The sequence below is a fragment of the Aeromonas sp. A35_P genome (assembly GCF_002259925.1).
Classification (GTDB): Bacteria; Pseudomonadota; Gammaproteobacteria; order Enterobacterales; family Aeromonadaceae; genus Aeromonas; species Aeromonas dhakensis.
In genome coordinates, this window is the sequence record NZ_NEVB01000235.1 from 1 (window position 1) to 21,690 (window position 21,690).

The window sequence follows — 21,690 nt, forward strand, 5'->3', positions numbered from 1 at the left end:
GCATTATAGGGAGCCGCGCCGCGATGACAAGGGGAATTTTGCAAAAACTGGCATTTTTCGTGTTTTGGCCAGTCAAGCGTCTATTTATCAAACAAAAAGCCCTGCATCCGCAGGACTCAAGCCGCTTTCACACTGCCTCGGCTATTTTTTTGACCAGAAATCGCGGGCAAAACTGCGCACTTTGTCCCAGTCGGTAAACTCGAGGTCCTTGCTGGTGTCCGTGCTACCGCCGGTGATCTTCATGATCAGCTGAATGATGCGGGTCTGCCACCAGTTATAGCGGGAGTACTGCAGCGCACCGGCAAACACCCCCAGGGTTTTTGGCTTCCAGGGGGAGAGACGCAAAAACTTCTTCATGTAAGCATTGGTCTGCGGGGTCTGCTTCTCGGGCTTGCGGGCCGTCAGGTTGACACAGAAGAAGGCGGCGTTGGCCACTTCCAGCTGTTCGTGATGAGCATGGATGAAACTGAACAAGCTGGGGTGGAAGTTGCCATAGCGAATGGAAGCGCCGATAAGCACCTTCTTGAACTTGCTGAGGTTGCACATGGGCAGGTTGTGCAGATCCTGCATCACCACCTCGCATCCCTCGATCTCAGCCAGCATGGCATCGACGATTTTTCGCGTTTGCCCGTCACGGGAAGAATAAAGCACCAGAATCTTGTCCATACCAACCTCAACTACGCCAGAATGCAGGGGTAAACAGTACCAGAAGCGTAAAGATTTCCAATCGGCCAAACAACATGGCGACCACCAATATCCATTGGGCCGTTGCCGAGATATTGCCGAAGTTGGCCGACACCTCCCCCAGCCCCGGCCCCACGTTGGTAAACGCTGCCGCCACGGCAGAGAAGGCGGTCACCTCGTTCAAGCCGGTCATCAGCAACAACAGCATAAAGATGAAGAACAGAATGATATAGGTGGCAAAGTAGCCCCACACGGCCTCCACAATCCGCTCAGGCACGGCGCGACGGCCCAGCTTGAGGGTATAGATGGCGCGTGGATGCACCAGTCGCTTCAGCTCGCGCATCCCCTGCAGGAACAGGATCATGAAACGCATCACCTTGATGCCGCCCCCGGTACTGCCGGCGCAGCAGCCAATGAAGGCGGAGAACATCAGCAACATGGGTAGGAAGGAGGGCCAATCCGCATAACTGGTGGTGCTGTAACCGGTAGTCGTGCCCAGCGACACCGCCTGGAACAAGCCGTGGTTGAGCGCATCCTGCCAGGTGTCGTAGTGGCCGTGGAACAACAGGGAGACGAAGCAGATCAGCACCAGTACACACTGGATGCTCAGGAACACCTTGAGCTCGGAGTCCCGCAGATAACTGCTCAGGCGCACCGGCTTGTGGGCGAACACCATGAAGTGCAGGGCAAAGTTGACGCTAGCCAGCAGCAGAAACAGCACTGTGATCAGGTTGATGGCCGGGCTGTTGAAGAAACCTATGCTGGCATCGTGAGTCGAGAAGCCCCCCACAGACATGGTGGAGAAGGAGTGACAGATGGCATCGAACAGGGTCATGCCCGCCATCCAGTACGCCAGAGCGCAGAGGGAGGTGAGCAGCAGATAGATGAACCAGAGCGCCTTGGCCGTCTCGGCGATGCGCGGGGTGACCTTGTTGTCCTTGACCGGCCCCGGAATTTCGGCGCGATAGAGCTGCATGCCCCCGATGCCGAGCAGTGGCAGTATGGCTACCGCCAGCACTATGATCCCCATGCCCCCCAGCCACTGCAGCAGCTGGCGATAGAACAGAAACGCCTTGGGCAGGTTGTCCAGTCCGGTGAGCACGGTCGCCCCCGTGGTGGTCAGACCGGAAAACGACTCGAAGAAGGCCTCCGATACCGTCATGCCGGGCACCTCCCCCAGCAGGAACGGCAAGGCCCCGACGCTGCCCAGTACCACCCAGAACAGCACGACGATGAGGAAGCCCTCCTTGGACCTGAGATCCTTCTTCTGATGGCGGTTGGGAAACCAGAGCGCGGCGCCGAGCAGCAGGGCGATGAAGAAGGAGTTGACGAACTCGGCACCACCACCATCACGATAGCCAAATGCAACCATCGCGGGCAGCAGCATGGTCGAACTGAACAGTGCGACCAGCAGGCCAACGATACGAATGATGCTCAGAATCTGCATTCCAGCTCCCTCTTCAGACCAAAAGAGCGATGGATTCTAGCCATCTAAGGGACGAAGGGATACCCGACCCTGGGTTCGGTCGGTCAATTCCTGTGCGATACGGGGCCAGAGCGCGGACTCCCACGCTACCTGCAGGGTGACGCTGGCGCCATAGTCGGCCGTCAGCAACTGGCCCTGATGAGCCTGGATCAGGGCCTCTACGGCCCCCATGTCGACGTAGTCGCACTGGATGAGAGAGGCCGTCTGCTGGCGCTTGATGCGGGTCTCGAGCTGCTTGAGTGCCGCCCCCACGCCACCTCCGTAAGCCTTGACCAGACCGCCGGTGCCCAGCAGCACGCCACCGTAATAGCGCACCACCACGGCGGCGATCTCGCCGAGACCCGCCCCCATCAGCTGGGCCAGCATGGGTTTGCCGGCAGTGCCAGAGGGCTCACCATCATCGCTGAAGCCATAGACCTGACTGTCCTGCGGGGCACCTGCGACAAAGGCCCAGCAGTGATGCCGGGCCCCGGGGTGTTGTTGTTTTATCTCGCCAATCCAGGCCTTGGCGGCCTCGACGGTCGGCGTGTGGGCAAGGTAAGTGATGAAACGGCTCTTCTTGATCTCTTCACTCACCTCCAGCGGTGCGGCCGGTATGGAATAGTCCGCCGCCATCAGAGCCCTGCTTGTCTGGTCAGGTTCTCCACCCCGTTGGCATGCAGCACCACGTTGTCTTCGATGCGGATGCCACCATAGGGGCGCAGCGCCTCGACCTTGTTCCAGTTGACCCGCTTGCCCTGCTCGCCCTGGCGCAGCGGCTCCAGCAGGCTGTCGATGAAGTAGAGGCCCGGCTCTATGGTGAACACCTGGCCCACCTCCATCACCCGGGTGCAACGCAGATAGGGGAACTGCTCGGGGGCCGACAGATGGGTGCCACGCTCATCCTGCATGAAGCCGCCGGCATCGTGTACCTGCAGGCCGAGGAAGTGGCCGAGGCCGTGCGGGAAGAAGACGTTGGTCACCCCGGTGTGGATCATCTCGTCCACCGACATGTCCACCAGCTCGGTGGCTTGCAGCAGGCGCGCCAGCCTGTGGTGCATCTGCAGATGCAGCTCGCTGTAACGGCGGCCCGGCTTGATCTCCTCGATGATCTCCTGCTGCTGGGCATCCAGCGCCGCAATCAGATCGGCAAACTCACCGCGGCGCCAGGCCCAGGTCCGGGTGATGTCGGAGGCATAGCCGTGCACGTCCACGCCGGCGTCGATCAGGAAGGAGTACCGCTCCGCATCGGGTACCCGCTGAGTGGAGAGGTGGGTGTAGTGCAGGATGGCCGCATTGCGGTTGATGGCGACGATATTGCCGTAGGGCGCCTCATTGGCCCCCTGCCCGACTGCCTTCATGTAGGCCAGGTTGATCTCGAACTCACTCGCCCCCGCCATGAAGGAGTCCTTAGCCGCAATGTGGCCGCGTACCCCGATACGGTTGGCATCGCGCAGACACTCCAGCTCATAGGGGGTCTTGTAGGCGCGATGATAATGCAGATAGTTGAGGACCGCCTCCGGGTTGGGCTGGCCCAGCCCCAGCAGCTCGGCCACCTCCAGATGGCCACCCAGATAGGCCCATTCCTGCCTGTTGGCCGGCAGATGATCGGCAACCTGCTCCGGGCGGGTCAGGAAGCGGATATCGAAGAAGTCGACCCAGAAGGCGTTGGGCAGGTCCGCTACCTTGTGCCAGAAATCCACCGGCCGGTAGAACAGCAGCACCGGCTTGCTCACCCCGTCCACCAGCAACCAGCAGTGGGGATTGTCCAGCACCGGCAGCCAGGCCTTGAACTGGGGGTTCACCTTGAAGGGGTAATCCTGATCATCGAGGAAGATGCGGTGGGTCTGGCCGGAGTGGATGGCCAGACCGCCCAGTCCCTGCTGTTGCAGTATGTCGCGGGTGCGCTGCTGCAAGGTGTCGAGGTGCTGGGCAAAAAGTTGGCTGTAGCTGCTCATGGCGTCCTGCTCCGGGAGAAATGTGGTTTCAGCATAACATCAAGCGAATCAAGGCTCGAACCGTCAAGCTATCGCTTCGTGAGGTAACGCATACGTTACAAGGCTTTTGTTATGAAACAAAAACCAACCATTAACAAATAAAAAACAATTCAATACACTGCCGGTAGATACATGCAGTCAGGGACTACTCATGCACAATCTTTGCCTGTGGCAACCGGATCAAGAGCGGATGCAGCAATCCAACCTCCAGCACTTCATGGCCGAGGTCAACCGCTTCCACGGCCTGCAGCTGCACAGCTATGCCCAGCTCTACCAGTGGTCGGTGGAGAAGACAACCCGTTTCTGGCCGCTGGTATGGCAGCACTGCGGCGTCAAGGGCGAGCTCGGCAACATAGTGGCGGAGAACCGCCAGGAGATGCAGCGCACCCGCTGGTTCCCCGACAGCCGGCTCAACTTCGCCGAGAACCTGCTGCGCCGCCAGGATGACACGCCGGCCATCATCTCCCGTATCGAAGGGAACCCCAGCCAGACCCTGAGCTGGCGCGAGCTGGCGGATCAGGTCGCCAGGCTGGCCCAGTGGCTGCGCGGCCAGGGCATCGGCCGGGGCGACGTAGTGGCCGCCTACCTGCCCAATATCCCGGAGACCGTGGTAGCCATGCTGGCGACCACCAGTCTGGGGGCGATCTGGACCTCCACCAGCCCCGATTTCGGCGAAGCCAGCGTGGTGGAGCGCTTCGGCCAGACCCGGCCGCGAGTGCTGTTTGCGGTGGATGGCTATCGCTACAACGGCAAGGCCATCGACATTCAGGACAAGGTGGCGGGGGTCGTCAGCCAGATCGACAGCATAGAACAGACGGTCATGATCCCCCTGCTGGGCCACCCCCAGCAGCTGGGTCACGACTGGCGTCAGATCCTGGCAGGCCAGCCGGATGCCGGCCTGCAGTTCGAGCCCATGGCCTTCAACGACCCGCTCTACATCCTCTATTCGTCCGGCACCACCGGCAAACCCAAGTGCATCGTGCACGGCATCGGCGGCACCCTGCTGCAACATCTGAAAGAGCACCAGCTGCACTGCGACATCAAGCCGGGGGAGCGCATCTTCTACTTCACCACCTGCGGCTGGATGATGTGGAACTGGCTGGTGAGCGCGCTCGCCTCCGGCGCCACCCTGGTGCTCTACGACGGCTCCCCCTTCTACCCGGACGGCAACGTGCTGTGGGATCTCGCCCGCGATGAAGAAGTCGCCCTGTTCGGCACCTCGGCCAAATACCTGGATGCGCTGCACAAGCAGGGTTATCCCCCTATCAAGACCCACGACTTGCCACACCTGCGGCTGATCTGCAGCACCGGCTCCGTGCTCTCTCCCGAAGGGTTCGACTACGTCTATCAGCAGATCAAGCAGGATGTGCAGCTCAGCTCCATCTCAGGCGGCACCGACATCTGCTCCTGCTTCGTCATCGGTAATCCGCTCAGCCCCGTCTACCGCGGCGAGAGTCAGGGGCGCGGCCTCGGCCTCGCGGTGCAGGTATTCAACGAAGCGGGCCAGCCGGTACAGGATGAAAAGGGCGAGCTGGTCTGCACCAAGCCGTTCCCGGCCCAGCCCATCGGTTTCTGGGGGGACGAGAGCGGCGACAAGTACCACGCCGCCTATTTCGAGCGGTTCGACAACATCTGGTGCCACGGCGACTGGATCGAGCTGACCCCGACCGGCGGTATCCTGTTCTATGGCCGCTCCGACGCCACCCTCAACCCGGGCGGCGTGCGCATCGGCACCAGCGAGATCTACCGCTACGTCGAACAGCTGGAGGAAGTAGAAGAGAGCATCGTCATCGGCCAGCAGTGGCAGCAAGACGAGCGGGTGGTGCTGTTCGTCAAGCTCCAGCCAGGTCTCAAGCTAGACGAAGCGCTGCGCGAGCGCATCCGCCAGCAGGTGCGCCAGCACTGCACCGCCCGTCACGTGCCAGCCCGCATCCTGCAGGTGGACGCCATTCCGCGCACCAAGTCCGGCAAGATAGTGGAGCTGGCGGTGCGGGAAGTGGTGCACAACCGGCCCGTCAACAACACCCACGCCCTCGCCGATCCCGAGGTGCTGAGCCAGTATCGCGACCGGCCAGAGCTGGCCAGTTGAAGCCACACAAGGTTAATAAAGGCGTCATCAGACGCCTTTATTTTGGTTGTTAATCTGAGGCGAGCTTTTACTCGAGATCTGTTAAACGAATGTTTTAAATAGGTGTTGAAATTGTCTTCTTTTGGATCAATAGTGAGCCTCGCCCCCTGCTGGGGATAAAGGAGCACCACCCCCCACCATGTGGGAACAAGGAGACACTCTCATGATCTACCAAGGCGAAACCCTGACGGTCAGCTACCTCGAAGACGGCATTGCCGAGCTGAGGTTCGATGCTCCGGGTTCAGTCAACAAGCTGGATCGCGCTACCCTGCTCTCCCTGAGCGAAGCGATCGCCGCATTACAACAAGAACGTGAACTAAAAGGTCTGATCCTCACCTCCGGCAAAGACGCCTTCATCGTCGGCGCCGACATTACCGAATTCCTGGAACTGTTCGATCTGCCGCAGGAAGATCTGCTTGGCTGGCTGAAAAAGGCCAACGACATCTTCAACGCCATCGAAGATCTGCCGGTGCCGACCCTCAGCGCCATCAAGGGCCACGCCCTGGGCGGCGGCTGCGAGACCATTCTCTCCACCGACTTCCGGCTGGCCGACACCACGGCCAAGATCGGCCTGCCCGAGACCAAGCTCGGCATCATGCCGGGCTTTGGCGGCACCGTCCGTCTGCCGCGAGTGATCGGCGCCGACAACGCGCTGGAATGGATCACCACCGGCAAGGATTACCGTGCCGATGACGCCCTCAAAGTGGGTGCCATCGATGCCGTGGTCGCCCCGGATGCGCTGCAGAGCGCCGCCATACAGATGATCAAGGACGCGATCAAGGGCAAGCTGGACTGGCAGGGCCGCCGCGCCGCCAAGAAGGCCCCGCTGCGCCTCTCCAAACTGGAAGCCATGATGAGCTTCACCACCGCCGCCGGCATGGTTGCCGCCGTGGCGGGCAAACACTATCCGGCCCCCATGGCCGCCGTGAAGACGGTGGAAGCCGCCGCCGGCATGGGTCGTGACGAAGCGCTGGCCGCCGAAGCCGCCACCTTCATCAAGCTGGCGAAAACCGACGTGGCCAAGGCGCTGGTCGGCATTTTCCTCAACGATCAGCACATCAAGGCGCTGGCCAAGAAGGCCGCCAAGCAGGCAAACAAGGCCACCGGCCATGCCGCCGTGCTGGGTGCCGGCATCATGGGGGGCGGCATCGCCTACCAGTCCGCCAGCAAGGGCATCCCGGCGGTGATGAAGGACATCAACGAGAAGGCGCTGGCGCTGGGCATGGGCGAAGCCACCAAGCTGCTCAACGGCCAGCTCGAGCGCGGTCGCATCGATGGCATCAAGATGGGCCAGGTGCTCTCCGCCATCACCCCGACCCTCAGCTATGACAACGTCAAGCATGTGGACGTGGTGGTCGAGGCCGTGGTCGAGAACCCGAAAGTGAAGGCGGCCGTACTGAGTGAAGTGGAAGGCGTGATCGGCGAAGACGCCGTGCTCGCCAGCAACACCTCCACCATCCCCATCTCCCTGCTGGCCAAGGGACTGAAGCGCCCGCAGAACTTCTGCGGCATGCACTTCTTCAACCCAGTGCACCGCATGCCGCTGGTGGAGATCATCCGCGGCGAGCAAACCTCGGACGACACCATCAACCGCGTGGTGGCCTACGCCGCCGCCATGGGCAAGTCCCCGGTGGTGGTCAACGACTGCCCTGGCTTCTTCGTCAACCGCGTGCTGTTCCCCTACTTCTTCGGCTTCAACAAGCTGGTTGCCGATGGCGCCGACTTCGCCGCCGTCGACAAGGTGATGGAGAAGGAGTTTGGCTGGCCCATGGGCCCCGCCTACCTGCTGGACGTGGTCGGCATCGACACCGGCCACCATGCCGGTGACGTGATGGCGCAGGGCTTCCCGGCGCGCATGAGCAAGGAAGGTCGCACCGCCATCGACGTGATGTACGAGGCGAGCCGCTTCGGTCAGAAGAATGGCAAGGGCTTCTACGCCTACGAGGCCGACAAGAAGGGCAAGCCGAAGAAGGTGGCCGATGCCGCTGCTTACGAGCTGCTGGCCCCGATCGCCAAGCCGAAACAGGATTTCGACAAGGACGCCATCATCGCCCGCATGATGATCCCCATGATCAACGAAGTGGTGCTCTGTCTGGAAGAGGGCATAGTCGCCACCCCAGCCGAAGCCGACATCGCGCTGGTCTACGGTCTGGGCTTCCCTCCCTTCCGCGGCGGCGTGTTCCGCTATCTGGACACCATTGGTCTGGATCGCTACGTGGCCATGGCCGACCAGTATGCCGACCTTGGCCCGCTCTACCGCGTCAGCGACAAGCTGCGTGAGATGGCCGCCCAGGGCAAAACCTTCTACTGATTGCGGAAAGGAGATCCATTCATGAAAGACGTAGTCATTGTCGACTGTATCCGGACCCCGATGGGCCGGTCCAAGGGCGGCGCCTTCCGCAACGTGCGTGCAGAAGACTTGTCCGCGCACCTGATGAAATCCATCCTGCTGCGCAACCCCAACCTCGACCCAAACGAGATCGAGGATATCTACTGGGGCTGCGTGCAGCAGACCCTGGAGCAGGGCTTCAACATCGCCCGCAATGCCGCCCTGCTGGCCGGCATCCCGAAACAGGTGGGGGCGGTTACCGTCAACCGCCTGTGCGGATCCTCCATGCAGGCGCTGCACGACGCCTCCCGCGCCATCCAGGTGGGTGACGGCGACATCTTCATCATCGGCGGCGTCGAGCACATGGGCCACGTGCCCATGAGCCACGGGGTGGACTTCCACCCCGGCATGGCGAAGTCGGTGGCGAAAGCCTCCGGCATGATGGGGCTGACCGCCGAGATGCTCGGCAAGCTGCACGGCATCAGCCGTCAGCAGCAGGACGAGTTTGCCGCCCGCTCCCATCGCCGCGCTCACGCCGCCACCGTGGAAGGCCGTTTTGCCAAGGAGATCGTCGGGCTGGAAGGGCACGACGCCAGCGGCGCCCGCTTCTTCTACGACTACGACGAGGTGATCCGCCCGGAGACCACGGTCGACACGCTGAGCCAGCTGCGCCCGGTGTTCGACCCGGTCAACGGCACCGTCACCGCCGGCACCTCTTCGGCCCTGTCCGATGGCGCCGCCGCCATGCTGGTGATGAGTGCGGACCGCGCCAAGGCGCTCGGCCTCACCCCGCGCGCCAAGGTACGTGCCATGGCCATCGCCGGCTGCGACGCCGCCATCATGGGTTACGGCCCGGTGCCGGCCACCCAGAAGGCGCTCAAGCGGGCCGGTCTGACCGTCGGCGACATCGATCTGTTCGAGCTGAACGAGGCATTTGCCGCCCAGTCCCTCCCCTGCGTGAAGGATCTGGGTCTGCAAGATCTGGTGGACGAGAAGGTGAACCTGAACGGCGGCGCCATCGCCCTGGGTCACCCGCTCGGCTGCTCCGGCGCCCGCATCTCCACCACCCTGATCAATCTGATGGAAGAGAAGGACGCGACCCTGGGGGTTGCCACCATGTGCATCGGCCTGGGTCAGGGCATCGCCACCGTGTTCGAGCGAGTGTAACTGTATCCCCCGGACCGGTACGCCGGTCCGGGAAGTGCCCCGCCAGGGGCCGAATTTTACAATATGGGCCCGCTTCTGCTTCCCGGCGAGGCGGCCCGTATCGCAGGTTTTGGGGCCGGTCAGACTGCCCCGTCATCGAGTCTGTGGAGTGCGCCACACGGGGTGCACTTCTGTCGTCAGCATCTGCGTCTTGGCCGGCCCGTTTGGGTCGGCCTTTTTTATTTGCACGGCAGGATATGGGAGGATATTGCCCATAACCTCACATTAGATGGGGGGCTTGCTTGCTTTTTGCTCCCCCGACAGGTTCAATCTGCACAAAAAAATGGGTGGATGCACATACATATGTCAACGAGCAAACAACTGCTGATCGTCGACGACGACCAAGAGATCCGCGAGCTGCTCAATGAATACCTGACCAGGGCTGGCTTCGAGGTATTGACCGCAGCGGAGGGCAACGAGATGCGCCAGCAGCTCGCCCAGCACAGCCCGGACCTCATCATTCTCGATATCATGATGCCTGGCGACGACGGTTTTACCCTCTGCCAGCAGATCCGCCGCGACTCTCAGGTCCCCATCATCATGCTGACCGCCGCCTCCGACGAAGCGGATCGAGTGATCGGTCTGGAACTCGGCGCCGATGACTACATCGCCAAGCCGTTCAGCCCGCGCGAGCTGCAAGCCCGCATCAAGGCGCTGCTGCGCCGCGCCGAATTTCGCCAGCCGGAGAAAGAGAAGGAGCCGAGCCGTCGGCTGCGCTTCGCCGAGTGGACTCTGGATACCCTGAGCCACCAGTTGACTCACGAAGATGGCAGCCTGCTGGATCTCTCCGGCAGCGATGCCCTGTTGCTCGGCATGTTCCTGCAGCAGCCCGGCGTGGTGCTGGACCGGGATACCATCTCGGACGCCACTCGCGGTCGCGAGAGCCTGCCGATGGAGCGCGGCATCGACGTGCAGATCAGCCGGCTGCGCCAGAAGCTGGGGGACAACGGCAAGAGCCCGCGCATCATCAAGACCATTCGCGGCAGCGGCTACATGCTGATCGCCGAGGTGCACGAGATCCCATGAGGCCCGGCAAGGTAGCGACGGCATGCTGATCGACACAAGGCGAGAAATCCCATGAATACCAGGTGGTTCTGGCGGGCGCTGGTGCCCCGCTCCCTGCTGTCGCGGATGCTGCTGCTGTTGCTGCTGGCGATCCTGCTCTCCCAGACCATCCTCACCGGCATCTGGATGCAGCAGATCCAGAAGCGGGAGCTGGAAGGCATGCTCAGCACCACCCGCAACCTGGCGCTGTCGGCCGCCTCCACCGTCAACTTCTTCAAATCCTTGCCGCTGCAGTATCGCCACATCGCGCTGGACCAGCTGCGCAACATGGGCGGCAGCCGCTTCTTCGTCTCCCTGAACGAAGAGGAGATCCACATCAGCGCCATCCCCGACAGCGAGCGCAAGACGCTGGTGCTCAAGGAGGTGCAGGGGGTGCTGACCCGCAAACTCTCCGACGCCATGGCGATCAAGGTGGACTTCTCGCGGCCAGAGGATCTGCATGTCTTCAACAACGACACCCTGCTGGCGGATCTACCCTCCTCCTGGGCCCGTTATACCCTCTCGCTGGAGCCGCTCAACCCGCCGGTACTGGTGACCCAGATCGAGATAGAACCGGGCGAGTGGCTCTATCTGGCGGCCCTGCTGCCAGCCCCCTACATGACGCTGGATGACACCGTCATGCCCAGCAACCAGGTGCGCTTCATCGCCCTGATGACGGTGTTCCTCTGCTTCTTCACCTTCCTGCTGGTACGCTGGCAGACCCGGCCGCTGCGTCGGCTGGCCAAGGCGGCGGTCAACCTCGGCAAGGACATCGACCAGCCCTCTCTCAAGGAAGAGGGGGCCTCCGAGATAGTGGCGGCCACCCGCGCCTTCAACATCATGCAGCACCGCATCCGCCGCTATATCGACGATAGAGAGCGGCTGTTCAGCTCGATTTCCCACGACCTCAAGACCCCCATCACCCGGCTGCGACTGCGGGTCGAGCTGCTCGACGACGAGCAGCAGATCGCCAAGTTCAACAAGGACCTGGACGAGCTGGAGCTGATGGTGAAGGGAGCGCTGCAGACGGTGAAGGACACCGACATCCACGAGAACATCGAACAGCTCGACATCAATGCCATGCTGGAACAGATGGCGGAGGGGATGAACCTGCACGACGAGCGGCTGACCATCGAGGGCCGCTGCAAACAGCCCTACCGCGGCAAGCCGCTGGCTCTCAAGCGCTGCATCGGCAACCTGGTGGACAACGGCATCAAGTACGGCCAGAAGGTGCGTATCATCATCATGGACGACGAGGAGATGCTGATCCTGTTCATCATGGACGAGGGGCCCGGCCTGCCGGAGGATCAGTTCGAACGCATCTTCGAGCCCTACTACCGGCTCAGCACGGATCTGGCCGGCACCGGCCTGGGTCTGGGCATTGCCCGCAACATAGCCCACGCCCACGGCGGCGACCTGGTGCTGGAAAATCGTCCGCAGGGTGGCCTGCAGGCCACCCTCTCCCTACCAAGGCAGTAACCTTATGAAGTGGTTGTCTTTTTCTGTCATCACCCTGCTCTCTTTGCCGGTTGCCGCCTCCCAGGTGGAGGTGCTGCACTGGTGGACCTCCGGCGGCGAGGCCAGGGCGGTGGAGGTGCTCAAGTCCGAATGGACCGAGCAGGGCAACCAGTGGAACGACTTCGCGGTGCAGGGGGGCGGCGGCAAGAGCGCCATGACGGTGCTGAAAAGCCGGGCTCTGGCGGCCAACCCGCCGGAGGCGGCCCACCTCAAGGGGTTCGAGTTGCGGGAGTGGGCCGGACTCGGCTTCCTGCGCGATCTCAGCCCCATGGCCGAACACCTCGGCTGGTATCCCCAGCTGCCGCCCATGGTGCGGGAGACCCTCAGCCAGAACGGCGCCCTGATGGCGGTACCCACCGGCATCCATCGGGTCAACTGGCTGTGGCTCAACCGCAAGATCTTCGAGCGCAACAAGCTGACCCCGCCCACCAGCTGGGCTCAGTTCGTGACCGTGGCCGACCGGCTCAAGCAGCAAGGGATCACCCCGCTCGCCATCGGCAACGAACCCTGGCAACTGGCAGTGCTGTTCGAAACTGTGGCGCTCGGCGAAGGCGGCAAAGCGTTCTACCGCAAGGCGTTCGTGGAACAGGACAGCGCCATCCTGACCGGCCCCGACATGGTGCGGGTACTGACCCGCTTCCAGCAGCTGCGCGGCTATGTGCCGGAGAAGTACGCCGGCCTGAAGTGGCACCAGGCCACCAACCTGCTGGAGAGCGGCGGCGCCGCCATGCAGGTGATGGGGGACTGGGTGAAGGGCGAGCTGAGCGCCGGCAACTATCGGCCCGGCGAGGATATCGAGTGCCTGCCGAGCCCCGGCAGTGCCAGCCTGTTCAGCTACAACCTCGACTCCATCGCCATGTTCAAGCAGCGGGATCCCGCCCAGCTGCAGGCCCAGGGCGAGCTGGCCCAGCTGCTGATGACGCCGCGCTTCCAGCAGGAGTTCAACCGGGTGAAGGGTTCCATCCCGGCGCTGGTCAAGCCGGACATGAGCAAGTTCGACCGCTGCGCCGTGCGCTCCTACCAGGATTTCCTGCAGGCGGAACGAGAGGGCAACCTGCTGCCCAGCATGGCCGAGGGGATGGCGACGCCGACCAACATGCGCCAGGCAATCATGGATGTGCTGAGCAACTTCTTCAACGACCCCAGAGCCAACCCGGAGCAGACCGCCCTGCATCTGGAGCGGGCCATGCGCTCGACCCGCTGACGCTTTTCGCTGCGGCCAGAAACGACAAAGGCGGATGAGATATCCGCCTTTGTCGTCGTGAGAGTCTTGGGGTCAGGATTGATCGTTTTCGTCCTCATCCTCGTCGTAGTAATCGCTGAGCTCGATCCAGAGCCCCAGTCCGATCATCACCATGGAACCGAACCAGGTGCCGGTGTTCCCGATCGGGCTGCCCATCACTATCATGGCGAAAGACAAGAACCCCATGCCTGCGTAGGCTTGTAATCTGCCGTAGGAGACCTGCATATTCACACCTCCTTGTTGAATATGGTTCAATTTTTATATTACTCATACGGCGGGGTGTGGGTAGGGTCAGATAACACTTTGGTTACATATGCTGTTGACAGCCCAGGTCGTTTGATTATTTTTTCGCCGTGAGTATCATTGGTAGCTGATTTGGTTGAAGGTTTATTATTGATGAGTGCTTTATTCTGCGACGCGACTCACGAGTTGGACGCAATCGGGCTTCGTTGCCCCGAACCTGTCATGATGGTGCGTAAAAAAGTGCGGCTGATGGCTGACGGGGAGACCCTGCTGGTCAGTGCCGATGATCCCTCAACCACCCGCGACATTCCCAGTTTCTGCCGCTTCATGGATCACACCCTGGTCGCCAGCGAGACAGAGCAGGCCCCTTACCGCTATCTGATCCGCAAGGGCCAGTAAGCCACACTACCGGAGCAATCCATGCCAGCTATTACCCGAATCGGCACCACCCAGCGTTGGTCTGACGTGGTCATTCACAACGGTACCCTCTACGTGGTGGAAGTGCCCGCCACCGACACCGCCGACATTCACCAGCAGACCCGCGAAGTGCTGGAAAGCCTGCAGCGCCTGCTGGAAGCCAACGGCTCCGGCGTCGACAAGATCCTGATGGCCAACATCTATCTCAAGGACATTGCGGACATCGCGGCCTTCAACGAGCAGTGGGATGCCTGGATCCCGGCGGGCACCGCGCCGGTCCGTGCCTGCGTGCAGGCCCGCCTGGCCCACGAAGGCTACAAGGTCGAAGTGCAGCTCACTGCAGCTGTCTAAGCAAAACAGGATGCCTGGCTCCCCTGATGCCGACACAGCCCCGGTTCGAGCCTGCGTGCAGGCCCGTCTGGCCCACGAAGGCTACAAGGTGGAAGTGCAGCTGACCGCGGCAGTTTAAGAGGCATTTATCCCCCTCATACCCGCCCCTTCTCCTGCAAGGGGAGAAGGGAGCAAAGAACAAGGCGCCATTGCTCGCAACGGCCCCAATAAAAAAGGCCCCGCCATCGCTGGCGGGGCCTTTTTCATGGCTGCGAACCGGGCCGCTTAGGCGGTCGGGGTCAGGGTGATGGTCACCCGACGGTTCTGGGCCTTGCCTTCGGCTGTACTGTTGGTGGCGACCGGCTGATCCGGGCCCACGCCGCTGGTGGCAATGCGGCTGCCGGTCACACCCTGGCCGATCAGCTGGGCGGCAACGGCATCGGCGCGCTGGGCGGAGAGCTTCATGTTCAGCTCGCGGGAGCCGGTGCTGTCGGTGTGACCAACCACGTTCAGGCGGGTCTTGTCGAACTCGGCGACCACCATGGCCACGCCGGACAGGGTGTTGGCACCGGCAGCCTTCAGCTGGGCGCTGGAGCTGTCAAAGGTGACGTTATTCGGCATGTTGAGGATCAGCTGATCACCGTTACGGGTCACGCTGACGCCGGTGCCTTGCAGCTTCTCGCGCAGCTTGGCTTCCTGCACGTCCATGTAGTAGCCGATACCGCCACCCAGCGCGGCGCCGGCGGCCACACCGGTCAGGATCCCCTTCTTGCGGTCACCCTTGCTGGAGGAGAGCGCACCCACGGCGGCACCCGCAGCGGCGCCCGCCAGTGCGCCCCAGGCGCCCTTGGAGGTTTGGGACTCGCCGGTATAGGGGTTGGTGGTACAGCCGCTCAGGGCGACGGCCAGCGCAACGGCGGGAACGATTGTCTTGAAATGCATGAAAAACCTCTAAAAAAACCGACTCAAATCCAAAGAGGGCGCATTCTACCCCAGAGGTGTGCCAAGGTGTGACGTTATCAGCGTCACGCCCCTCTCTGCCCACGTCCCAGTATCCGCAGGCTGGCTGGATGCCGCCTGAACCGGCAGCCGGAACCAGCTCGCCACCTTGACCTATCCCCTTGTTCAACGGACCAAATGCGTCTCCATTGGCTACTATTGAATGCACCATCAATAGTGCTCAGGGGTCTCTCATGTCCGCACCGCTTCGCAACGTATCGATCCGGCACCTGCTGTTGAGTGCCAGCCTCATCATTCTGCTTACCATGGCGCTGGCCGGGATCTGGCGCAGCAGCCTGACCGCCCGCCTCGGTGAGCTGCCCAACCAGCTCATCCTCAGCGCCAACGAGCAGATCACCCTGCAGGAGCTGCGCTATCACACCACCCAGGTTCAGCAGTTCCTGACCGATGCCGCCGTCTCCGGCGAGATGGACTCCATCGGCGAGGCCGAGCAGCACGCCCAGGCGGCTCGCCAGCTGCTGGAGCGGCTGCCACAGTTGCAGGCGCCGCTCACCCCGCTGCTGACCCGTCAGCTGGAGATCGGCAAGCGGATGGTGGACATCTATCTGAAAGAGGGGCGAGAGGCTGGCAACCAGCTGATGAAGCAGCCGAACGAAGGCTTCGATGCCCTCACCGACAACATCGCCAGCCAGGTCGCGGCCGTGCTGGAACAACAGCAGCAAGGGTTCAAGCAACGGGAACAGGATATCCGCGCCCAGAGCCAAAGCCTGCAGCGTCAGGACATGCTGCAGTTGGCCGTCAGCCTGACCGTCATCCTGCTGATGTTGCTGCTCATCTACCGCAAGACCGTCGGCCCGCTGCAGCATCTGATGGGCCAGCTGGTCGAGCTGGCCAACCACAGCCACAACCTCACCTTCCGGCTGCACAGCCAGGGCAAGGACGAGTTCGCCTATCTGGCGGAGGTGTTCAACCGCTTCCTCGGCAATATCGACAACCTGATCGGCACGGTGCAACTGGTGTCGCGCAAGACCCACGACAAGATGGCGCTGCTGATGGCCCACTCCGGCAGCACCCTCAGCAGCATGCAGCAGGCCCAGCAGAATACCGACATGCTGGCGACCGCCATCAACGAGATGACCGCCACCGTTCACAACATCGAGCAGGCCAGCCAGGATACCCTGCTGACCCAGCAGCAGGCCCACGACGGCCAGCGCCAGGTGAGCCAGACCATCACCCTGATCCGGCAGGTGGCCGACCACATCGAGCAATCCGCCGGGGAAGTGACCCAACTGGATCAGGAGAGCACCCAGATCGGCAACATACTGCAGGTGATCCGCACCATCTCGGAGCAGACCAATCTGCTGGCCCTCAACGCTGCCATCGAGGCGGCCCGGGCCGGCGAGCAGGGCCGCGGTTTCGCGGTGGTGGCCGACGAGGTGCGCCAGCTGGCTACCCGCACCCAGGCCGCCACCGTCGACATCCAGCAGCGTATCGAGGCGCTGCAGCACAACACCCGCCACGCGGTGACCACCATGCACACTACCCGCAACGTGAGCGAGCAGGCGGTCAACCAGGCGGCGGGCACCGGCGAAACCCTGACCGCCATCGTCGAGGCCATCACCCGGGTCAACGACATGAACGGCCACATCGCCACCGCCGCCGGCCAGCAGGCCCAGGTCACCGAAGAGACCAACCGCAATGTGATGGAGGTCGCCAGCATCGCCCGCGAATGCCTGGAGCTGGCGCGCCAGAGCCGCAGCCACACCCGGGACATGAACCAGGCCAACGAGGAGATCGGCCTCATCAGCGATCAGTTCGACGTCAGCAAGGCAGGCTCAGCCAGCCTGGATCAGGAGCTGCTGCACTGGAACGAGGCTTTCATGGTGCAGGTACCCAGCATGGACAACCAGCATCTGGGTTTGTTCGAGGCGATGAACCGGCTCTACCAGGCGGTGATCGACAAGAGCCCGGCCCAGCTGCGCAAGCAGCGGCTCGACGAGCTGCTCAAGCTCGCCACCCGGCACTTCGCCGACGAAGAGCAGGTGATGGAGCAGGCGGGCTACCCCGAGCTGCGCCGCCACAAGCAGGAACACGCCCGGCTGCTGGCGGAGCTCGATACCCTGATGCAGCGCAACGGCCCGGACGACGAGGAGTTCAACATGGAGCTGCTGGTGTTTCTCAAGAACTGGCTGCTCAACCACATCTCCAAGGTCGACAAGCAGTACTCGGGCTCCCTGCGCCAGGCCGGAATCGCCTGATGGCCCCATGGCTGACGCCATGCCGATATGCAGAAGGGAGGCATCAGCCTCCCTTCTCTTTTACCTTGCATCCGCTTTATTGGCGCGCTGGGGCCTGCTGGCACTCGGCGTGGCAGGGGCAGGTCACCAGATGATCGTTCACCATCCCCACCGCCTGCATGAAGGCATAGCAGATGGTGCTGCCGACGAAGGTGAAGCCGCGCTTCTTGAGCGCCTTGGACATGGCATCCGACTCCGGCGAGGTCGCCGGAATGTCGCCATTGCCCTGGCGCTGGTTGACGATGGGGGCGCCGCCCACGAAGCCCCACAGATAATCGACAAAGTCGATGCCTTCGGCCTCCAGCGCCAGATAGCCGCGGGCATTTTTGATGATCGACTGCACCTTGAGCCGGTTGCGGATGATGCCGGTGTCCTGCATCAACCGCTCCACATCCTGCTCGTCGAACTGCACGATGCGCAGCGGATCAAAATCCGCATAGGCGCGATGGTAGCTCTCGGTGCGCTTCAAGATGGTGATCCACGACAGCCCCGCCTGCTGGCCGTCGAGGCAGAGCTTGGCAAACAGCTCGCGCGAGTCATGGACCGGCCTTCCCCACTGTTTGTCATGGTATTCGATGTATTCCGGGTCCTTGGTCACCCAGGCGCAACGCAACTCCATTTCCTCTCTCCTGTCATTTCATCCAATGCCCGGGGGGCGATGCCAACCCGGGCGTGGGAGTGCCGACAACCCCTCCCGCCCAGGCCCGGCGCAGCGTCATCACATTAATCCGCTGTAATTTCGCCTATTATCCGACCATGCCAGACGGTATACTCCTTCGGTTCACATTCAGCAAATCTTGCTCTGATTTCATTTCGCGCGAAAAATATTATGCAAAAATTCGATGTCAAAACCTTTCAGGGCCTGATCCTGCAGCTGCAGGACTATTGGTCCCGCCAGGGCTGTACCATCATTCAGCCGCTGGATATGGAAGTGGGTGCCGGTACTTCTCACCCCATGACCTGCCTGCGCGCCCTGGGCCCCGAGCCCATCGCCTGCGCCTACGTGCAACCGTCCCGCCGTCCGACTGACGGCCGCTACGGTGAAAACCCGAACCGCCTGCAGCACTACTACCAGTTCCAGGTGATCATCAAGCCTTCCCCCGACAACATTCAGGAACTCTATCTGGGCTCCCTGAAAGAGCTGGGCATGGATCCCGAGATCCACGACATCCGCTTCGTGGAAGACAACTGGGAAAACCCGACCTTAGGGGCATGGGGTCTGGGTTGGGAAGTGTGGCTGAACGGCATGGAAGTGACCCAGTTCACCTACTTCCAGCAGGTTGGCGGCCTCGAGTGCAAGCCGGTCACCGGCGAGATCACCTACGGTCTCGAGCGTCTGGCCATGTACATCCAGGGCGTCGACAGCGTCTACGATCTGGTCTGGTCTGACGGCCCGCTGGGCAAGACCACCTACGGCGACGTGTTCCACCAGAACGAAGTGGAGCAATCCACCTACAACTTCGAGCACGCCGACGTGGAGTTCCTGTTCCACTGCTTCGAGCAGTACGAGAAGGAAGCCCAGAACCTGCTGGCGCTGGAAAAACCGCTGCCGCTGCCTGCCTACGAGCGCATCCTCAAAGCCGCTCACTCCTTCAACCTGCTGGATGCCCGCAAGGCCATCTCGGTCACCGAGCGTCAGCGCTACATCCTGCGCATTCGCACCCTGACCAAGGCCGTGGCAGAGGCATACTACGCCTCCCGCGAAGCGCTGGGCTTCCCTATGTGTCAGCGCAGTGAGAACAAGCAAGGTTAAGGAACGGACATGGCACAACATACATTTCTGGTAGAGATCGGTACTGCTGAGCTGCCGCCCAAAGCCCTGCGCTCCCTGGCAGAAGCCTTTGCCGACAACTTCAAAGCCGAGCTGACCAAGGCCGATCTGGCCTTCGGCGACGTCGAGTGGTTTGCCTCCCCGCGCCGTCTGGCGTTGAAGGTGCACGCACTGGCTGGCGAACAGCCGAGCAAGAGCGTCGAGAAGCGCGGCCCGGCCGTGGCCCAGGCGTTCGATGCCGAAGGCAAGCCGACCAAGGCTGCCGAAGGCTGGGCCCGTGGCAACGGCATCACCGTTGAGCAGGCCGAGCGTCTGGTCACCGACAAGGGTGAGTGGCTGGTTCACACCGCCAAGGTCGAAGGCCGTCCGGCCAAAGATCTGCTGGGCGATCTGGTTAGCCAAGCACTGGCCAAACTGCCGATCCCGAAGATGATGCGCTGGGGCGACAAGACCATCCAGTTCGTGCGTCCGGTCTTTACCGTGACCCTGCTGCTGGATGGGGAACTGGTGCCCGCTCACATTCTGGGTATCGACTCTGCCCGCACCATCCGCGGTCACCGCTTCATGGGTGAGAGCGAGTTCACCATCGACAACGCCAGCCAGTACCCGCAGATCCTGCAGGAGCGCGGCATGGTGATTGCCGACTTCATGGCGCGCAAAGCCAAGATCAAGGCTGACGCCGAAGCGGCCGCTGCCGCCTTCGGTGGCGTGGCCGATCTGGACGACGCCCTGCTGGAAGAGGTTACCGCACTGGTCGAGTGGCCGGTGGTGCTGACCGCCAACTTCGAAGAGAAGTTCCTGGCCGTGCCGGCTGAAGCGCTGGTGCACACCATGAAGGGTGACCAGAAGTACTTCCCGGTCTACGACAAAAGCGGCAAGCTGCTGCCGAAGTTCATCTTCGTCACCAACATCGAGTCCAAAGACCCGAGCCAGATCATCAGCGGCAACGAGAAGGTGGTTCGCCCCCGTCTCTCTGACGCCGAGTTTTTCTTCAAGACCGACCTCAAGCAGACTCTGGCCTCCCGCCTGCCGCGCCTTGAAACCGTGCTGTTCCAGCAACAGCTGGGCACCGTCAAGGCCAAGGTCGAGCGTATCGAGACCGTCGCCGGCTTTATCGCCGAGCGTATCGGCGCTGATGTGGCTCAGGCCAAGCGCGCCGGTCTGCTCTCCAAGTGTGACCTGATGACCAACATGGTCGGCGAGTTCACCGACACCCAGGGTGTCATGGGGATGCACTACGCCCGTCACGATGGCGAAGACGAAGCCGTAGCCGTGGCCCTCAACGAGCAGTACATGCCGCGTTTTGCCGGTGATGCCCTGCCGTCCGGTCTGGTTGCCTGCGCCGTCGCGCTGGCCGACAAGTTCGATACCCTGGCCGGTATCTTCGGCATCGGCATGCTGCCCAAGGGTGACAAGGACCCGTTCGCCCTGCGTCGCGCCGCCATCGGTGCCCTGCGCATCATGACCGAGAAGCAGCTGGACTTGGATCTGGTTGAACTGGTTGAAGAAGCGGTACGCGTCTACGGCGACAAGCTGACCAACCAAACCGTCGTTACCGACGTGGTCGACTTTATGCTGGGCCGCTTCCGCGCCGCCTATCAGGACGAAGGCATCGGTGCCGACGTGGTGCTGGCCGTACTGGCCCGCCGCCCGACCCGCCCGCTCGACTTCGATCGCCGGGTCAAGGCCGTCAGCCACTTCCGCACGCTGGATGCCGCACTAGCCCTGGCTGCCGCCAACAAGCGCGTGAGCAACATTCTGGCCAAGGTCGAAGGCGAATTGCCGACTGCCGTCAAACCGGAACTGCTGGTCGATGCCGCCGAGAAGGCGCTGGCCACCCAGGTTGCCGAACTGCAAGCCGAACTGGCCCCGCTGTTCGCCGCCGGTGACTATCAGGCTGCCCTCACCCGTCTGGCCGCCCTGCGCGAGCCGGTCGACACCTTCTTCAACGAGGTGATGGTGATGGCCGACGACGAAGCCCTCAAGGCCAACCGTCTGGCACTGCTGAACAACCTGCGCAACCTGTTCCTGCAAGTAGCGGATATCTCCCTGCTGCAG

At 62.3% G+C, this 21,690-nt stretch carries 19 protein-coding genes; 12 read left to right on the forward strand and 7 right to left on the reverse strand.

The window, feature by feature from the left end:
- Positions 1-141 precede the first annotated feature (141 nt).
- Genes hemG through pepQ form a run of 4 tightly spaced genes read right to left on the reverse strand, consistent with a single transcriptional unit; the run spans position 142 to position 4,107 of the window.
- Positions 142-666, reverse strand: a complete 525-nt coding sequence (hemG, locus tag CAK78_RS18910) for a menaquinone-dependent protoporphyrinogen IX dehydrogenase (RefSeq protein WP_176452855.1) — start codon at positions 664-666, stop codon at positions 142-144.
- Between the two features lie 7 nt (positions 667-673).
- A complete protein-coding gene (locus CAK78_RS18915) occupies positions 674-2,131 on the reverse strand; it encodes a TrkH family potassium uptake protein (protein WP_010635534.1) in 1,458 nt (485 codons plus the stop codon).
- Positions 2,132-2,167: 36 nt separating this feature from the next.
- Positions 2,168-2,785 (reverse strand): YigZ family protein, encoded by a 618-nt coding sequence (locus CAK78_RS18920; RefSeq protein ID WP_094698305.1) that lies wholly within the window; start codon positions 2,783-2,785, stop codon positions 2,168-2,170.
- The gene (pepQ, locus tag CAK78_RS18925; RefSeq protein ID WP_094698306.1) at positions 2,785-4,107 is read right to left on the reverse strand and encodes a Xaa-Pro dipeptidase; all 1,323 of its coding nucleotides are present in this window, start codon (positions 4,105-4,107) and stop codon (positions 2,785-2,787) included. Before pepQ ends, CAK78_RS18920 begins: the two co-directional genes overlap by 1 nt.
- A gap of 190 nt (positions 4,108-4,297) precedes the next feature.
- Here pepQ and CAK78_RS18930 point away from each other — a divergent pair, with 190 nt between their 5' ends.
- The 6 genes from CAK78_RS18930 to CAK78_RS18955 all read left to right on the forward strand — a co-directional run bounded on the left by CAK78_RS18930 (position 4,298) and on the right by CAK78_RS18955 (position 13,575).
- Positions 4,298-6,235, forward strand: a complete 1,938-nt coding sequence (locus CAK78_RS18930; protein ID WP_094698307.1) for an acetoacetate--CoA ligase — start codon at positions 4,298-4,300, stop codon at positions 6,233-6,235.
- Positions 6,236-6,437: 202 nt separating this feature from the next.
- Complete coding sequence (fadB, locus tag CAK78_RS18935; RefSeq protein WP_094698308.1) at positions 6,438-8,585, forward strand: fatty acid oxidation complex subunit alpha FadB; 2,148 nt, start codon at positions 6,438-6,440, stop codon at positions 8,583-8,585.
- 21 nt (positions 8,586-8,606) lie between these two features.
- Positions 8,607-9,770 carry an acetyl-CoA C-acyltransferase FadA gene (gene fadA / locus CAK78_RS18940; protein WP_005307433.1) on the forward strand — a complete coding sequence of 388 codons (1,164 nt, stop codon included), beginning with the start codon at positions 8,607-8,609 and terminating at the stop codon, positions 9,768-9,770.
- Positions 9,771-10,112: 342 nt separating this feature from the next.
- Positions 10,113-10,835 carry a response regulator gene (locus tag CAK78_RS18945; RefSeq protein WP_176452856.1) on the forward strand — a complete coding sequence of 241 codons (723 nt, stop codon included), beginning with the start codon at positions 10,113-10,115 and terminating at the stop codon, positions 10,833-10,835.
- Positions 10,836-10,886: 51 nt separating this feature from the next.
- On the forward strand, positions 10,887-12,332 hold the full coding sequence (locus CAK78_RS18950) for an ATP-binding protein (protein WP_176452857.1): 1,446 nt from the start codon (positions 10,887-10,889) through the stop codon (positions 12,330-12,332).
- Positions 12,333-12,336: 4 nt separating this feature from the next.
- The gene (locus tag CAK78_RS18955) at positions 12,337-13,575 is read left to right on the forward strand and encodes an ABC transporter substrate-binding protein (protein WP_094698310.1); all 1,239 of its coding nucleotides are present in this window, start codon (positions 12,337-12,339) and stop codon (positions 13,573-13,575) included.
- A gap of 72 nt (positions 13,576-13,647) precedes the next feature.
- On the opposite strand, the gene CAK78_RS18960 is transcribed toward CAK78_RS18955, so the two are convergent.
- Complete coding sequence (locus tag CAK78_RS18960; RefSeq protein WP_005307420.1) at positions 13,648-13,839, reverse strand: hypothetical protein; 192 nt, start codon at positions 13,837-13,839, stop codon at positions 13,648-13,650.
- A 171-nt stretch (positions 13,840-14,010) separates the two neighbouring features.
- Here CAK78_RS18960 and tusA point away from each other — a divergent pair, with 171 nt between their 5' ends.
- From tusA to CAK78_RS18975, 3 genes are read left to right on the forward strand one after another with little or no spacing between them, the layout of a single operon-like run.
- Entirely contained in the window at positions 14,011-14,256 is a 246-nt protein-coding gene (gene tusA, locus CAK78_RS18965; RefSeq protein ID WP_005307416.1) for a sulfurtransferase TusA, read from the forward strand.
- Between the two features lie 21 nt (positions 14,257-14,277).
- Positions 14,278-14,625: a RidA family protein gene (locus CAK78_RS18970; protein ID WP_016348988.1), complete on the forward strand. Its 348-nt coding sequence runs from the start codon at positions 14,278-14,280 to the stop codon at positions 14,623-14,625.
- Positions 14,626-14,635: 10 nt separating this feature from the next.
- Complete coding sequence (locus CAK78_RS18975; RefSeq protein WP_010672406.1) at positions 14,636-14,743, forward strand: endoribonuclease L-PSP; 108 nt, start codon at positions 14,636-14,638, stop codon at positions 14,741-14,743.
- A 146-nt stretch (positions 14,744-14,889) separates the two neighbouring features.
- Here CAK78_RS18975 and CAK78_RS18980 read toward each other — a convergent pair whose 3' ends face one another.
- On the reverse strand, positions 14,890-15,546 hold the full coding sequence (locus CAK78_RS18980; protein ID WP_005307410.1) for an OmpA family lipoprotein: 657 nt from the start codon (positions 15,544-15,546) through the stop codon (positions 14,890-14,892).
- A gap of 251 nt (positions 15,547-15,797) precedes the next feature.
- Here CAK78_RS18980 and CAK78_RS18985 point away from each other — a divergent pair, with 251 nt between their 5' ends.
- Positions 15,798-17,822 (forward strand): bacteriohemerythrin, encoded by a 2,025-nt coding sequence (locus tag CAK78_RS18985; protein ID WP_094698311.1) that lies wholly within the window; start codon positions 15,798-15,800, stop codon positions 17,820-17,822.
- Between the two features lie 76 nt (positions 17,823-17,898).
- Here CAK78_RS18985 and CAK78_RS18990 read toward each other — a convergent pair whose 3' ends face one another.
- Positions 17,899-18,480 carry a DNA-3-methyladenine glycosylase I gene (locus CAK78_RS18990; protein ID WP_094698312.1) on the reverse strand — a complete coding sequence of 194 codons (582 nt, stop codon included), beginning with the start codon at positions 18,478-18,480 and terminating at the stop codon, positions 17,899-17,901.
- A 210-nt stretch (positions 18,481-18,690) separates the two neighbouring features.
- On the opposite strand from CAK78_RS18990, the gene glyQ reads away from it, so the two are divergent.
- A complete protein-coding gene (gene glyQ / locus CAK78_RS18995) occupies positions 18,691-19,614 on the forward strand; it encodes a glycine--tRNA ligase subunit alpha (protein WP_005339464.1) in 924 nt (307 codons plus the stop codon).
- Between the two features lie 9 nt (positions 19,615-19,623).
- The coding region (glyS, locus tag CAK78_RS19000) for a glycine--tRNA ligase subunit beta (protein WP_094698313.1) at positions 19,624-21,690 on the forward strand (2,067 nt) is incomplete at its 3' end.

What these genes read in the sequence shown, in the direction of transcription:
- CAK78_RS18920 (WP_094698305.1), bottom strand. Translation starts at nt 2,785, where the DNA reads ATGGCGGCGGACTATTCCATACCGGCCGCACCGCTGGAGGTGAGTGAA.
- CAK78_RS18980 (WP_005307410.1), bottom strand. Translation starts at nt 15,546, where the DNA reads ATGCATTTCAAGACAATCGTTCCCGCCGTTGCGCTGGCCGTCGCCCTG.
- CAK78_RS18950 (WP_176452857.1), top strand. Translation starts at nt 10,887, where the DNA reads ATGAATACCAGGTGGTTCTGGCGGGCGCTGGTGCCCCGCTCCCTGCTG.
- pepQ (WP_094698306.1), bottom strand. Translation starts at nt 4,107, where the DNA reads ATGAGCAGCTACAGCCAACTTTTTGCCCAGCACCTCGACACCTTGCAG.
- CAK78_RS18970 (WP_016348988.1), top strand. Translation starts at nt 14,278, where the DNA reads ATGCCAGCTATTACCCGAATCGGCACCACCCAGCGTTGGTCTGACGTG.
- CAK78_RS18985 (WP_094698311.1), top strand. Translation starts at nt 15,798, where the DNA reads ATGTCCGCACCGCTTCGCAACGTATCGATCCGGCACCTGCTGTTGAGT.
- CAK78_RS18975 (WP_010672406.1), top strand. Translation starts at nt 14,636, where the DNA reads ATGCCTGGCTCCCCTGATGCCGACACAGCCCCGGTTCGAGCCTGCGTG.
- CAK78_RS18930 (WP_094698307.1), top strand. Translation starts at nt 4,298, where the DNA reads ATGCACAATCTTTGCCTGTGGCAACCGGATCAAGAGCGGATGCAGCAA.
- CAK78_RS18990 (WP_094698312.1), bottom strand. Translation starts at nt 18,480, where the DNA reads ATGGAGTTGCGTTGCGCCTGGGTGACCAAGGACCCGGAATACATCGAA.
- tusA (WP_005307416.1), top strand. Translation starts at nt 14,011, where the DNA reads ATGAGTGCTTTATTCTGCGACGCGACTCACGAGTTGGACGCAATCGGG.
- CAK78_RS18960 (WP_005307420.1), bottom strand. Translation starts at nt 13,839, where the DNA reads ATGCAGGTCTCCTACGGCAGATTACAAGCCTACGCAGGCATGGGGTTC.
- CAK78_RS18915 (WP_010635534.1), bottom strand. Translation starts at nt 2,131, where the DNA reads ATGCAGATTCTGAGCATCATTCGTATCGTTGGCCTGCTGGTCGCACTG.
- hemG (WP_176452855.1), bottom strand. Translation starts at nt 666, where the DNA reads ATGGACAAGATTCTGGTGCTTTATTCTTCCCGTGACGGGCAAACGCGA.
- CAK78_RS18955 (WP_094698310.1), top strand. Translation starts at nt 12,337, where the DNA reads ATGAAGTGGTTGTCTTTTTCTGTCATCACCCTGCTCTCTTTGCCGGTT.
- fadB (WP_094698308.1), top strand. Translation starts at nt 6,438, where the DNA reads ATGATCTACCAAGGCGAAACCCTGACGGTCAGCTACCTCGAAGACGGC.
- CAK78_RS18945 (WP_176452856.1), top strand. Translation starts at nt 10,113, where the DNA reads ATGTCAACGAGCAAACAACTGCTGATCGTCGACGACGACCAAGAGATC.
- fadA (WP_005307433.1), top strand. Translation starts at nt 8,607, where the DNA reads ATGAAAGACGTAGTCATTGTCGACTGTATCCGGACCCCGATGGGCCGG.
- glyQ (WP_005339464.1), top strand. Translation starts at nt 18,691, where the DNA reads ATGCAAAAATTCGATGTCAAAACCTTTCAGGGCCTGATCCTGCAGCTG.